Source organism: Achromobacter sp. FW305-C-28 (assembly GCF_058783235.1).
In genome coordinates, this window is the sequence record NZ_JBYSYL010000016.1 from 1 (window position 1) to 13,832 (window position 13,832).

General features: G+C 66.5%; 12 protein-coding genes. 3 read left to right on the forward strand and 9 right to left on the reverse strand.

From position 1 onward, the window contains the following. Nucleotides 1–115: 115 nt before the first annotated feature. Together AC3WMR_RS27830 and AC3WMR_RS27835 are read right to left on the reverse strand one after the other, a co-directional pair. On the reverse strand, nt 116–586 hold the full coding sequence (locus tag AC3WMR_RS27830) for a tRNA (cytidine(34)-2'-O)-methyltransferase (RefSeq protein ID WP_492266103.1): 471 nt from the start codon (nt 584–586) through the stop codon (nt 116–118). 69 nt (nt 587–655) lie between these two features. Then, nucleotides 656–1,207 carry a ComF family protein gene (locus AC3WMR_RS27835; RefSeq protein ID WP_492266104.1) on the reverse strand — a complete coding sequence of 184 codons (552 nt, stop codon included), beginning with the start codon at nt 1,205–1,207 and terminating at the stop codon, nt 656–658. A 255-nt stretch (nt 1,208–1,462) separates the two neighbouring features. Here AC3WMR_RS27835 and AC3WMR_RS27840 point away from each other — a divergent pair, with 255 nt between their 5' ends. Further along, entirely contained in the window at nt 1,463–2,395 is a 933-nt protein-coding gene (locus AC3WMR_RS27840) for a methyltransferase domain-containing protein (RefSeq protein ID WP_492266105.1), read from the forward strand. 64 nt (nt 2,396–2,459) lie between these two features. Here the strand turns inward: AC3WMR_RS27840 and AC3WMR_RS27845 are convergent, their stop codons facing one another. The 7 genes from AC3WMR_RS27845 to rsmB form a co-directional block, all read right to left on the reverse strand. Then, entirely contained in the window at nt 2,460–3,704 is a 1,245-nt protein-coding gene (locus tag AC3WMR_RS27845) for a YbdK family carboxylate-amine ligase (protein ID WP_492266106.1), read from the reverse strand. 418 nt (nt 3,705–4,122) lie between these two features. Then, nucleotides 4,123–5,592 (reverse strand): TrkH family potassium uptake protein, encoded by a 1,470-nt coding sequence (locus tag AC3WMR_RS27850; RefSeq protein WP_492266107.1) that lies wholly within the window; start codon nt 5,590–5,592, stop codon nt 4,123–4,125. Nucleotides 5,593–5,644: 52 nt separating this feature from the next. Continuing rightward, on the reverse strand, nt 5,645–7,024 hold the full coding sequence (gene trkA, locus AC3WMR_RS27855) for a Trk system potassium transporter TrkA (RefSeq protein WP_025141077.1): 1,380 nt from the start codon (nt 7,022–7,024) through the stop codon (nt 5,645–5,647). Further along, nucleotides 7,021–7,710 (reverse strand): response regulator, encoded by a 690-nt coding sequence (locus AC3WMR_RS27860; protein ID WP_492266108.1) that lies wholly within the window; start codon nt 7,708–7,710, stop codon nt 7,021–7,023. Before AC3WMR_RS27860 ends, trkA begins: the two co-directional genes overlap by 4 nt. Nucleotides 7,711–7,721: 11 nt before the next feature. Further along, complete coding sequence (locus AC3WMR_RS27865) at nt 7,722–10,040, reverse strand: sensor histidine kinase (protein WP_492266109.1); 2,319 nt, start codon at nt 10,038–10,040, stop codon at nt 7,722–7,724. After that, nucleotides 10,037–10,627 carry a DUF4390 domain-containing protein gene (locus AC3WMR_RS27870; RefSeq protein WP_492266110.1) on the reverse strand — a complete coding sequence of 197 codons (591 nt, stop codon included), beginning with the start codon at nt 10,625–10,627 and terminating at the stop codon, nt 10,037–10,039. Before AC3WMR_RS27870 ends, AC3WMR_RS27865 begins: the two co-directional genes overlap by 4 nt. Before the next feature lie 40 nt (nt 10,628–10,667). Then, entirely contained in the window at nt 10,668–12,005 is a 1,338-nt protein-coding gene (gene rsmB / locus AC3WMR_RS27875) for a 16S rRNA (cytosine(967)-C(5))-methyltransferase RsmB (RefSeq protein WP_492266111.1), read from the reverse strand. Nucleotides 12,006–12,168: 163 nt separating this feature from the next. Between rsmB and AC3WMR_RS27880 the strand changes: the two genes are divergently transcribed. Both AC3WMR_RS27880 and AC3WMR_RS27885 read left to right on the forward strand, forming a co-directional pair. Then, complete coding sequence (locus AC3WMR_RS27880) at nt 12,169–12,798, forward strand: LysE family translocator (RefSeq protein ID WP_492266112.1); 630 nt, start codon at nt 12,169–12,171, stop codon at nt 12,796–12,798. Nucleotides 12,799–12,993: 195 nt separating this feature from the next. Continuing rightward, entirely contained in the window at nt 12,994–13,623 is a 630-nt protein-coding gene (locus AC3WMR_RS27885; protein ID WP_492266113.1) for a fimbrial protein, read from the forward strand. Nucleotides 13,624–13,832 lie beyond the last annotated feature (209 nt).

Here is a 13,832-nt window from a genome sequence, read left to right on the forward strand (position 1 = left end):
GTTTCTTCTTCATCGGCATATCCATGATCTTTAGTCCTCATGATATGCCCCGCCCACAAAATCCCGGATAGGCCCGCGGCTCAAGAACCGCATCGCCCAACAAGAAGAAAAAAAACTAAACCCCCCCTTCGTACCCCTGCTGCCTCCAAGCCTCAAACACAGTAACCGCCACCGCATTCGAAAGATTCAAGCTTCGCTGCCCCGCCCGCATCGGCAACCGCAACCGCTGCTGCGGCGCAAACATCGCCTGGTGTTCATCCGACAACCCAGCGGTCTCCCGCCCGAACACAAACACATCCCCCGGCTCGAATCGCACATCCCCCACGCTGCGCTGCGCCTGCGTCGTCAACGCATAAATGTGCGACACCTCCGCCCCCGTATCCTGCAGCGCCTCTTGCAACGTATCGTGCACCCGCACCGGCTGCCACTCGTGGTAATCCAGCCCGGCCCGTCGCATGCGGGCGTCGTCCAGCTCGAATCCCAGCGGGCGCACCAGGTGCAATTGCGCGCCCGTATTGGCGCACAGGCGGATAGCGTTGCCCGTATTGGGCGGAATCTCGGGGCAGACGAGGATGACGTGGAACATCGCGATAGGGCCGAAAACGTTGAAAGACTTGCGGCCCACACGGGCCGCGCATGAAGGATTGTCGCCGATTTACCCAGGCGCCCGCGGCGTCCGCGCGGCCACCAGCACCGTCACGCTGACCGCTCCCGCCGCCCGCAACGCCTTGGCCGCCGCGTGCACCGTGCTGCCGGTGGTCATCACGTCGTCCACCAGCCCGACATGGCGCCCGGCCAGATTTCGCACGCAATGAAACGCCCCCGTCGCCCCTCGCACCCGGGCATGCCGCCCCAACGCCGTCTGCCGGGGCGTCTCGCGGCGCCGCCTGAGCGCGGTGCACGCCAGCGGCAGCATCAACTGCGCGGCCAGGCCGCGCGCGATCTCTGCCGCCGGGTTCATGCCGCGGCGACGCAGCGACGCCCGGCCGGCAGGCACCGGCACCAGCAACAGGCCTGGCGGCAACGCCTCGTGGCGCCGCACCGCCTGCGCCAACAAGTGCGCCAGTACCGGCGCCACGCTGAGCCGCAACTGGCTCTTCAACTGGCTGACCAGCGCATCGGCCGGCGGTTCGTAGTCGAACGCCGCAATCGTCCGCACGAAGGCCCGCGGCATCGCCAGGCAGGCCGTGCAATGCGGCGCAGTCAATCCCAGCCGCAATGCGCAGCGCCGACAACGAGGCGTTCGTGGATCGATCGCCAGATCCGCCTCGCACCCTTCACACAGCCTGGCACCGCGCACCCGCGCCCCGCACAGCGGGCAATCGCCAGGCACCCGGGCGAGCAGCCCCCGCCCCATGGCCAGTAGGGACAATCGGCGGTGGCCACCGGGATGCGCAATAATGTCTGTCATCCCCCATGAAATCATGATCCGCCCCGCGCCGCAGGCCCGGGCGCGACCGAAATGTCCCTGCCAGCACCCGCCACCCCGCCTTCGCTTCCCCTTGTTGCCGCCGACGTGCCGCGCCAGTTCGCCCGCCGCGGCGACCTGTCCGACGCGCAATTCCTCTATGGCGAGGTCGCCCGCCGCATGCTCGGCCGACTGCAATACATCCGCGTGCAGCCGCAGGCCCTGCTGGACGCCGGCTGCGGCGCGGGCGACAACCTGGCCCTGCTGCGCGAACGCTACGCCGACGCCGCCTACACCGGGCTGGACAACTGCGAAGCGCTGCTGGACATCGCCCGCAAGCGCCACGCCCCCGCCGGCCTGACCGCCTGGATCGGCAAGCTGGCCCGGCGCGGCCCGGCCGCCAGCTTCGTCAATGCCGACCTGGCCGCGACCGGCCTGGCGCCGGAATCGCTGGAACTGGTGTGGTCCAACCTGGCGCTGCATTGGCATCGCGAACCGCACGCCGTGCTGGCCGAATGGCGCCGCATCCTGAAAGTGGGCGGACTGGCCATGTTTTCCTGTCTGGGGCCTGCCACGCTGCGCGAGCTGCGGCAGGCGCTGACCGACGCAGGCCTGCGCACCGCCACCCCGGCCTTCGTGGACATGCATGACTTTGGCGACCTGCTGGTCGAGAACGGTTTCGCCGACCCAGTGATGGACCAGGAAATCCTGACCCTGACCTACCGGACCCCCGAAAAACTGCTGCAGGACGTGCGCGCCCTGGGCGGCAACCCGGCAGAAGGCCGCCGCGGCGGCCTGGTCGGACGCGATTGGCAGCAGCGCCTGTGCGCGGCACTGGAAGCGCAGCGCCGGCCGGATGGCGTCATCGCCTTGAGCATCGAAGTGGCCTACGGCCACGCCTGGCGCGCCGCGACCCATCGCGGCATCGCGGGAGAAACCCGGCTGTCTGTCAGCGCCATCGGCGGCCGCCAGCGCGGCACGCCCTGAGCTGACAAGTAAAAGGGCCGCCTACCCGGCGGCCCAGTGATTCAGCCCTTCTATCAGCCCGTTCTTAGTGCAGGCGTTCCGGCAAAGGTACCGTCACGCCCGGCTCCGCCGCCGAGAGGGGTTGCATGGGTTCGGAATTGGCCCGGATGCGCCGCCGCAACACCGCGGTCGGCTCGGCCGGCGCGGCCGCCTGGGGCGCCTCGCCGCGCCAGGCGTGCGACATCGATTCCACCACCAGCGGCAGATCGCGCAGGCGATGGAACTGACTGCGCAACCAGCGCGCATCGTTACCGCTGCGCATGGCTTCATCGCGCAGCGCGGCAATCATGTCGCCCGTGCCCAGTTCTTCGGCCACCGGCATCAGCCGCTGGAACAGCGCGCGCAGGTGGTCCATCAGGCGGGTACGCTGGCCGTCCGGCGTCACGTAGCTGCCCTGCAGGCCAAAGCGGCAGGCCTGGAAGTGGTTGCTGCGGTAGGACAGCCAGGCCTTGTCGCCGGGATCGTCTTCACGCATCAACAGCACCGCCAGCGCCTGGGCGAAGGCGGCGATCTGGCAAGCGCGTTCGACGGTCAGCGGCGTGTCGCAGACGCGGATTTCCACCGTGCCGAATTCGGGCTTGGGGCGGATGTCCCAGTACAGGTCCTTGATGCTCTCGGCCAGGCCATAGGCGCGCAGTTGCGACAGGTGGGCCTCGAACTGGTACCAGTCCTTGACCTCGGGCGGCATGTGACCGGCCAGCGGGAAGCTGTTGACGGCATTCAGGCGCGAGCACGAGAACAGGGTATCCACGCCTTCGCAGTACGGCGACGAGGCCGACAACGCAATGAAGTGGGGCACATAGGGCGACATCCGACGCAGCAGCTTGATGGCGTCGTCGCCGCTTTTCACGCCCAAGTGGATATGTTGGCCGAACACCGTAAATTGACGCGCCAGGTAACCATACATTTCTGCCAGGTACTGGAAGCGCGGGGTGTCCGAGATAGAGCGCTCTTGCCAGCGCATGAAGGGATGAGCGCCGCCGCCCGCCACCGAAACGCCGACGGCATCGGCCGCTTCGACCAGGGCGTCACGCATTTCGCGCATTTCGGCCAACAGACCCATCGGGTGCTCGTGCACCGAGGAATTCAGTTCAATCATGGACCGCGTGATTTCCGGTTTGACGCGGTCGGCGATGGGGTGGTTGGCCATTTGGGCCAGCAGCTCGTCCGAAGCTGCGGTGAGGTCAAAACTGCGGGGGTCGATCAGTTGCAGCTCGAGTTCGATGCCCAGGGTGTTGGGGGCCGACGAAATGAACGGGATCTGTTCCATCTCGGACTCCTTCAATGTGTGATGAGGGGGTGCGCCGTTCGACCTTGAAGCCCGGCAACTTCCCGGGGGGCACTAGACGGCGGCTTGTGAACGCATAATAGCCGCATGTTTGTGGCAAAACGATTGAAAATAGTGACATTTGTGTGCAACATCGCGAAGCATTCGGTTTTGCCCTCTAGAGCAAAGTGAGCGAGCGCTCACAAGCTAGAAACGATGGGGCTTTCCGGCCGATGATGCTCGAAATCGCAGTCTGGATGGGGTTTTTGGCCGCGGGTGGGATAACCCTTATGAGGGTTTACCCGCACAAAATTTGCCCGCAAAAATAGTCACCGGGCCGCCCGAAGGCCGGGTGGCCCCCCTCGGGGGCAGCAAAGCCGCGCAGCGGCTGCCGCGTGGGGGCCTCTCTACGGCGGCCCCTCTACTTTCGCCAGAAGATAGGGGTGAACAAAACCAGGACAGTCAGCAGTTCCAACCGCCCGATCAGCATCGCAAACGTGCAGACCCAGATCTGGAAGTCCGACAGCACCGCGAAATTGCCCATGGGGCCGACCGGACCCAATCCCGGGCCGGTGTTGTTGACGCTGGCGAAAACGGCCGAGAAGGCCGTGATGGGGTCCAGCCCGGACAGGAGCAGCAGGCTGGTGAAGACGGCGATGGACAGGCCGTAGAACAGCATGAAAGCCAGCACCGACGACATCGTCCGGGCTTCGACGGCCCGGCCATTGATCCGCACCGGACTGACCGCGTGCGGATGCAACATTGTTACCAGCTCGTTGCGCGCCTGCTTGACCAGCAGGATGGCCCGGATCATCTTGATGCCGCCCCCGGTCGACCCCGCCGACGTGGCAAAGCCCGACAGCAGCAGCATGGTCAACGGCGCGAACAGCGGCCACTGGGCGAAATCGGTGTTGGCGTAGCCCGTGGTGGTGGCCATGGAAATGGTGTTGAACATGCCGTAGCGCAGCGCTTCCAGGGGTTCCTGGTACACGCCCTTGATGTACAGGAACACCGAAATCACCAGCCCCACGCCCAACACCACGACCAGGTACGGAATCGCCTCGGGGCAACGCAGGTAGGCCCGCGGGCTGCGCTGGCGAAAGGCATTGAAGTGGGTGGCGAAGTTGATGCCGGCGATCAACATGAACACCATCGCCACCATTTCGACGGCCACCGAGTCAAAGTGCGCAAAACCGTCGTCCCAGGTGGAAAACCCGCCCAGGCCCATGGTGGTGGCCATGTGGCACCAGGCCTCGAACCATGACAGGCCGACCGCGCGGTACGCCAGCAGGCACAGGATCGAAAACGCAAAGTACACCGCGTACAGGGCCTTGGCCGTGCTGGCGATGCGCGGCGTCAGCCGTTCGTCCTTCATGGGACCGGGCGTTTCGGCCCGCACCACCTGGTGGCCGCCCACGCCCAGCAGCGGCAGGATCGCCACCGCCAGCACCAGGATGCCCATGCCACCGATCCAGACCAGCGTCGCCCGCCACAGGTTGATCGACGCCGGCAGCGCGTCCAGGTTGGTCAGCACGGTGGCGCCGGTGGTGGTCAGCCCCGACATGGCCTCGAAATACGCTCCGGTGAACGACAGCGGCAGGCCGGCGCGGTGGAAGTAGAGCAGCAGCGGTATCGCCGCCAGCAGCGGCAGGCCGGCCCACACGGCCGACACCAGCACGAAGCCGTCGCGGGCCCGCAGTTCGCTGCGCGCGCGCCGTGTCACCGCGGCCAGCACCACGCCGATGCCGATGGAAATCAGGAAGCCATGGAGGAAGGCGTCACGCGCCGCATCGCCGCCCACATAGGCCACCACCAGCGGAATGAGCATGGTGAGGGCGAACATCACCATGGTCAGGCCCAGGATATGCAGAGTGGCCAGGACGCGCTTCATAGGAGTTATCCGGCCGCCCCGGGCCTGCGGCAGAGGGTGGCGTGCGGGTTCATCAGAAGAACGACGCCGACACTTGGAACAGCTTTTCCACGCGCGGCATCTGCTTGCGCGAGGGCACGAAGACGATGACGTGGTCGTCGGTTTCGATCACGGTGTCGGCATCGGGCAGGATGATTTCGTCTTCGCGGACCAAGGCGCCAATGCTGGCGCCCTTGGGCAGGCTGATGTCGCCGACCCGCCGGCCCACCACTTTCGACGTGGAGCGGTCGCCGTGGGCGATGGCCTCGAGCGCCTCGGCCACGCCCTGGCGCAGCCGGTGCACCGCCGCCACATCGCCGCGGCGCACGTGGCGCAGCAGCTCGCTCATGGTCGCCTGCGACGGCGACACGGCGATGTCGATATGGCTGCCCTGCATCAGTTCGCCGTAGGCCTGGCGGTTGATCAGCGCGATCACCTTGCGCGCCCCCAGCCGCTTGGCCAGCAGCGACGACATGATGTTGTCTTCGTCGTCGCTGGTCAGCGCCAGCCAGGTGTCCATGTCTTCGATGTTTTCGCGCTCGAGCAAGGCCTCGTCGGTGCCGCTGCCGTGCAGCACCAGCACGCTGTCGGGCAATTGCGTGGCCAGGTATTCGCAGCGTTTGAGGTCGCGCTCGATGATGCGCACGCTGTAGTTTTCTTCGGCCAGCGCGCGCGCCAGCCGCAGGCCGATGTTGCCGCCGCCGGCGATCATCACGCGGCGCACGGCCTTTTCGGCCTCGCGCAACTGGCGTACTGCGCGGCGGGCATGGCGTGTATCGACCACCAGCACGACTTCGTCACCCGGCGCGATGACCGTGCCGGACCCGGCCCGCAGCGGCCGGCCGCCGCGCAGCACGTCGATCACGCGCGCGGTGACGTCCGGCCAGACCTCGCGCAGCTTGTCCACGGGATGGTGCGCCATGGGGCTGCCATGGCCGACCCGAACGGTCACGACGCTGACGCGGCCCTCGGCGAATTCCACGACCTGCAGCGCTTCGGGAAATTCGATCAGGCTGTGCAGGTAGGTGGTGACACTGCGCTCGGGGCTGATGATGGCATCGATGCAGAAGCCCTCTTCGCTCATCAGTTCGGGATGCTCGGGGAATTCGGCCGAGCGAATGCGGGCGATGCGACGCGGGATGTTGAACAGCTGCCGCGCGATCTTGCAGGCCACCATGTTGGCCGCGTCGGACGCGGCACAGGCAATCAAGAGGTCGGTGTCGGCGGCGCCGGCCGCTTCCAGCACCGACACCTGCGAGCCGTCGCCATGGACGACCCGCAGGTCAAAGTGTTCTTGCAGGTATTGCAGCTGGGCCGGGTCCGAATCGATGACCGTGATGTCGTTCTGTTCCGACACCAGGTTCTCGGCCACGCTGGTGCCTACGCGACCAGCGCCCATGATGAGGATCTTCATGCGCCCCGCTTGCGGGCGGATTCGATGCCCAATTGCTTGAGCTTGCGGTAAAGATGGGTACGTTCGAGGCCGGTGCGCTCAGACACCCGCGTCATGCTGTGGCTTTCACGGACCAGGTGGTATTCGAAGTAGATGCGTTCGAATTCGTCGCGGGCCTCGCGCAGCGGCTGGTCCAGCGAAATGCTGCCCAGTTGGCCGTTGGCAGTGACCGGGACTTCGTTGGCCGGGGCGGTCGACAGCACCGGCGGATCGAGTTCGTCTTCGAGCGCCACGGTGGCGCTGGCCATGGCCGGCGCTACGGCCGGCGTCGGATGCGGCGCCCGGCCCCGGGCCAGGCCCGCAGCCACGGTCTTGAGCAGACGCTGCAGCGTAATGGGCTTTTCCAGGAAGTCCATCGCACCGATGCGGGTGGCCTCGACCGCCGTATCGATGGTGGCATGGCCGCTCATCATGATGACGGGCATGTCCAGCAGGCCCTGCGAGCCCCATTCCTTGAGCAGGCTCACGCCATCGGTGTCGGGCATCCAGATATCCAGCAACACCAGATCGGGACGCATGCGAAGGCGCGCGGCACGCGCTTGCGCCGCGTTTTCGGCCAATTCGACCGTGTGTCCTTCGTCGTAAAGGATTTCCGACAAAAGCTCGCGAATACCGACTTCGTCGTCAACCACCAGAATTCTGGCCATAAAGCATCCACCTATTGCGTAGCCGCATTATCCTTTTCTTGCGCGGTCGCGTCCATAGTATCGGCGCCGGCAGCAAGCCGGGTCAACAAGATGGAAATCCGCGCGCCCCCTTCCTTGCGGTTCGCAAGGTCGATTCGCCCACCGTGCTCTTCCACAATCTTGCGTACGATTGCCAATCCTAACCCAGTCCCGTGGGACTTGGTGGTTACGTAGGGCTCGAAGGCGCGCTGCATGACCTGCGGCGGGAAGCCCGGGCCGGTATCGGCCACCGTGAAGCGCAGGGCCTGCTGGTCGGCGCGGTCGGGCTGTTCGCTGCGCATCAGCTGGGTCGTGACGCTGACGCGGCCCTCGCCGCCCTTCTCGGCGATGGCATCGCGCGCATTGGACAACAGGTTGTGGATCACCTGGCGCAACTGGGTCGGGTCGCCTTCGATGGCCGGCAGGTCCGAGCCCAGGGTGACGTCCAGGTTCAAGGCCTTGCCGGCCACGCGGGCAGCCGCGCCCCCGTCAGGGTCCCAGCCGTATAGCGACAGCACGTCGGCCACCAGGGCATTGAAATCGATGCGTTGCATCACCGCGGGCGGTGTGCGGGCGTATTCGCGGAAATCATCCACCATCTGCTTGAGCGAGGCCACCTGGTTGACGATGGTGTTGGTGGAACGCTCGACGATCTGGGCCTCGGCGGGCTGCAGCTTGCCTTCCAGCTTCATGGCCAGGCGCTCGGCCGACAGCTGGATGGGGGTCAGCGGGTTCTTGATCTCGTGGGCCAGGCGGCGCGCGACCTCGCCCCAGGCGACGGTGCGGTTGGCCGAAATGACCTCGGTGATGTCGTCGAACACGACCAGATAGCCATTGCCGCGGCCGTCCACCCGCAGGTGGGTCCCGCGCGCCAGCAGCGTCAGGGGTTGCGGGCCATTGGGGGTATCGCCCTGCTTGGGCGCGATCTCGAACTGCTGCTGCCAATGCTGGCGCTCGGACCCGACCGCCGCGTGGGTCGAAAACGCCTGTCGAACGATGTTCGCAAATTCGAGCATGCCGTCCACCGTTTCCAGCGGCCGCCCGATCACGGACCGCAGATCGGCCTGCAAAATGGTCTGCGCCCCCTGGTTGACGGTGGTGACGCGGAACGATTCGTCGAACACCAGCACCCCGGAAGACAGGTTCGACAGCACGCTTTCCAGGTAGACGTTGGAGCGTTCGAGCTGCTGGCGGTTGCTTTCGACCATGCGGCGGGCTTCGTCGAGCTGGCGCGTCATGGCGTTGAACGACCGGGTGAGCTGGCCGACTTCGTCGCGCTCGGGCGGCTCGGGCAGCGGGCGGTAGTCGCCCACGCCCACGGCCTGGGTGCCGCCCGCCAGGCTGAGCAGCGGGCGCACCAGCCGCTTGGACAGCGACAGCGCCACGGCAATGGCGCCAAACGCCGCCAGCAACAGCGCCAAGGTCAGCGTGATGCCGTAGAGCTTGCGCAGGCCCAGCCGCGACAGGGCCAGTTCCTGGTAGTCGCGAAAGCCTTGCTGCACCAGGTTGGCGTTGTGCGCGATCTGCTCCGGCACGGGCTGCAGCAGCTGCAGCCAACGGGGTTCGGACGCGGCGCCCAGCAGATTGTCGTAGCGGTCCGGGCCGGTCAGGGGAATCACGACCCGCAGATGCAGCCCGCCGTCCGTGCCCGGCTTGACCGGATCGTCGGCCTCGGCCGCCGAATAGCCGCGCGACAGCCGCAGCTGGTTCATCACGGTCGAGGGCGGCATGGCCGGCAGCAACTGGCCATATTGGCTGGTCGAAAACGCCACCATGCGGCCGCTGCCGGTGAACACCATGGCTTCCTGCACGCCATTGGCTTCACGCAGGCGCGTCAGCGCCAGGGTCACGCCGGTGTCGGAATTGCGGTTCAGCTCGGCCGCCATGGAGCGCGCCCGCGCGTCCAGGTCGGCCAGCAGGGAATCGAGCGCCGCCCGGCCCAGGTTCAGGCCGGCCTCCAGCGCGGTGTCGACCCGCACGTTGAACCAGGACTCGATCGAGCGCGACATGAACTGCACCGAGACCGTATAGATCAGGGCGCCGGGCACCACGCCGATCAGGGCGAACGCCAGGGAAAACCGGGCCGTGAGCCGGGCGCCGAACTGCCGCCGCCGGATCTGCCGGGCCAGCCGGACCGTCAGCGCCACCACCCAGACGAACAACGCCAGGGCGAAGATGCCGTTCAGCACCAGCAGAATGTCGTAATAGCGGGCAAAGCGCGAGGCATTGCCGGTGGACCACGCCAGCAGCCCCAGCAATGCCAGGCCGCTTACGGCGCCGACCATCAGGGCCAGCCGAAGCAACAGCCTCATGAGGGGTCTTTCTCCTTGTCGCCCAGCGAGAACGAGAAGTCCGTCCAGGGCGTGCCTTGGGCCCACGAACTGCTGTTCAGGGCATTGACCTGGAACGGCCTCGGCAGCAGCGAGGTATCCAGCCGCAGCCGCAGTTGGCCGCCATAGACCACGCCTTCGTCGAAATCGTCGGCGTCGGCGACCGGCCAGTTGCGGACATGGCGGATGACGCTCATGGCGTCGTCCAGCGAGGCCACCGGGAAGGACAGCTCGCCCACCCCGGCCCGCCATTGGCGGGTCAACGCGTTATAGATCACGCGCCAGGTACGCGAGGTGTCGACCAGAGACTTGTCGAACCACCACCAGCGCTCGCGGGTAATGGTGACGTCGGCGGTGAAATACAGCGGCACGCCGCGCTGGGCGGCGTCGCGCAGTTGCTGATTCAGTTCGAATTGGATATCGGCGTCGATTTCAAGCTTGTCGCCACGCACCACGGGCTCGACGTGCACGACTTTCGGCTCGGCCGCGTGCGCCTGGCCGACCGGCGCAAACGAAAGCAAGGCAGATACGAACAACAACCCCAGAAATACGCGTGAAATGATGGACATACGACACCGAAACCCCTGTCATGCCCCTATTCTTGGCGATTCACGACGCCTTGGCAAACAAGGCGTAGAAAAACCCGTCGTGTTGGTCCGCAGGTGTTGCATCGACAGCAACTGGCAGCAATTGGCCCGGGGCTTCCAGACGCTGGGCTTCGGGGTGGCGCTGCAGGAATTCCAGCGCCTGGCGCGCGCCTTCGATCGGAAAGACCGAGCAGGTCACATAGAGCAGGCGGCCGCCGGGCGCCACGGTGGACCAGAGCGCGTCCAGGATCCGGGCCTGCAGGGTGGCGGTGCGGCGCACATCGTTTTCGCGGCGCAGCCAGCGGATGTCCGGATGGCGCCGCACGATGCCCGAAGCCGTGCAGGGCACGTCCGCCAGCACCGCATCAAAGGGCTTGCCGTCCCACCAGGCGTCCAGGTCGGCGGCGTCCGCGGCCTGCAGCCGCACGCGGTCGCCCGACAGGCCCAGGCGGTCCAGGTTCTGGCCAACCCGCACCAGGCGATCGGCGTCGGCGTCCAGGGCCAGCAGGTCGATGTCGGCCAGTTCCAGCAGATGAGCGGTCTTGCCGCCCGGCGCCGAGCAGGCGTCCAGCACGCGCATGCCGTCGGCAGGCGCCAGCAGCTCGGCGGCCAACTGCGCGCCGGCATCCTGCACCGACCACCAGCCTTCGGCAAAGCCGGGCAGCTGGGTCACGGGCTTGGGCGAGGCCAGCACAACGCCGGCCACGCCCACGGGACCGGCCGCCAGACCTGCCGCCTCGAAAGCCGCCAGCACCTGCTCGCGGCTGGCGCGGCGGCGGTTCACGCGCAGGGTCAACGGTGCCGGCACATTGGCCGACTGCAGGATATCCTGCCATTGCTGCGGATAGGCCACGCGCAATTGCTTGACCCACCAGCCAGGATGGTTCCACTGGGCTTCCAGGCTGCCGGCCACCGCGGCGTCCAGCGCCGCCCGCTCACGCAGGAAACGGCGCAGGCAGGCGTTGAGCAGGCCCTTGAATGACGCCAGGCTGCGGGTGTTGGAAGCCGCCGTCACGGCCTGATCCACCACCGTGTGCGGCGCGTACACCGGCATGCCCGGCATGGCGGCCGCGGCGTCGCCCTCGGCCTTGAGCAGCGTCAGCGACACCAGCAACAGGGACTCGAACAGCACATTGGGATAGCGCTGCACCAGCTCGCGGCCGACGGCGTCGGCCCAGCCCAGATAGCGCATCGCATGGAACGACACCGCCTGGGTGGCGGGCCGCAAGCCCGAATCGACATCGGCAAGCGCTTCGGTCAGCGACCGGCCGTCCAGGACCTCCTCGACTACCCCCGCGCAGGAAAGCAGGACGGAAGAAAGCGGCGGGGCAAGATGGGGAGTGTCGGAACGGGTGGACATGGCAGGAAATCAGTCGATAAGACCGCTATGGTAGCCCGGCGCGGCCCGCCGCCCCGGCGCGCACCGCGATTGGCCCGCCCGTCGACGGGCAAACGGGCGGTTCCGGGCGCTGGACAGACCCCCGCCGCCCGCGTCACACTGGCCGCTCGCCACGGAGCCCGCCATGTCCACCACCACGCTGCTGCTGTTCATCCTGGCCTCGGCCGTCGCCATCGTGACGCCGGGCCCGACGGTCCTGCTCGCCATGAGCAACGGCTCGCGCCACGGCGTGCGCGCCGCCTGCTGGGGCATGGGCGGCGCCATCATGGCGGATCTGATCCTGGTGGGCGCGGTGGCGTCCGGACTGGGCGTGGTGCTGGCCGCCTCCGAAGTCGCCTTCCATACCCTCAAATGGGCGGGCGCGGCCTACCTGGCCTACCTGGGCTGGAAAATGCTGCGGTCCAACTCGGCGCTGGTCATGCCCGCCGCCTCGCCGGATGCTGTCCGGCCCGCGGGCCTGAAACTGGGCCTGCGCAGCTTCGCGGTGGCGGTCACCAACCCGAAGCTGCTGCTGTTCATGTCTGCCTTCCTGCCCCAGTTCATCGACACCCAGGCCCCCTTGCTGCCGCAGTACCTGACGGTGGCCTGCGTGCTGGCGCTGATGAACCTGCTGACCATGCTGGCCTACGCCACCCTGGGCGCGCAATTGGTGCGGGTCTTCCAGGGTTCGGGCCTGCGCTGGCTGAACCGCGTCTGCGGCACGCTGATGATCGGCCTGGCCGCCACGTTGGCGCTGTATCGCCGCAATGGCTAGCGAATCGCCGGACGCCGGGACCGCCCCCTTCCCAAAATAGCGGTAGTCCAATTCACCCGACATTTTCAGAATGTTCCAATAGTGAGCGCGGGCTTCCCCTCGCAAACTATCTCCCTCCCGGCGGTCCGCTTCCACCCATCACACTCGATTGACATTCGTTGCCCCCTCGTGCCCGGGCGCTCCGAATGCCATCGCATGCTTGAATCTCCCGCACCTGGTATGAATCACTTTTCACAAGCCATCGCCGCCGCATTGCTGAGCAGCCTGCCGCTCGCGGACGCGATGGCCCAAGCGGGTACCGTCTCCATAGAGGGCATGGTGACCCGGCAGTCTTGCAAAGTCACCACGCCCGATCAAGCCATTACGCTACCCCTTGTCGCCGCCGCCGAACTGCAGCAGCACAGCCCCAGAATCCCTTTCAGCATAGAAGCCAGTGGCTGTTTCAATCCCCCTCGCCCGGGAGGAGGACCAGGCGTCGCCATCCCCGTTGTGGTAGTGACTTATTTCGAAGCCGGGGGCCAGGTCAATCCGCAATCCGGCCGATTGCGCAACCAGGCACCGGACGGCCCTGCCAACGTGGAACTCCAGTTACGCTACGGCAACGGGCAGATCGTCACTATCGGAGAACGCCACCGGCCGTCCATCTATCCGATACCGGTGGGCGAAAGCGATATTGGCGTCATCGCCACCTCTGATTTCGACCCCGCAAATACGGAACCCAGCAGCATCCGCCTGAACTATTCCGTGGAGTACGCGGCTTCGGGCGGGCGAATCACGCCAGGGCCCGTCAGTTCCTACGTCACCTATACGCTCGAATACTACTAGCGCAGCACCCGCGCCTGTGCCCTGACAGGCCCCTTCCCCACGGCCGCTCACCTCGGCTCGTGGTCGAGACCCTCCGCATCAACACGAAATCGCCCCGGTGTCGCCGGGTATCGGCCCTGGGAATTTCCCTAGGTCGCCGGCTTGCGCCTCATACGTTAATCTATAGTTATAAGTAAACCATAGGTTAACAAAACCGCTGCAAAGGGGGC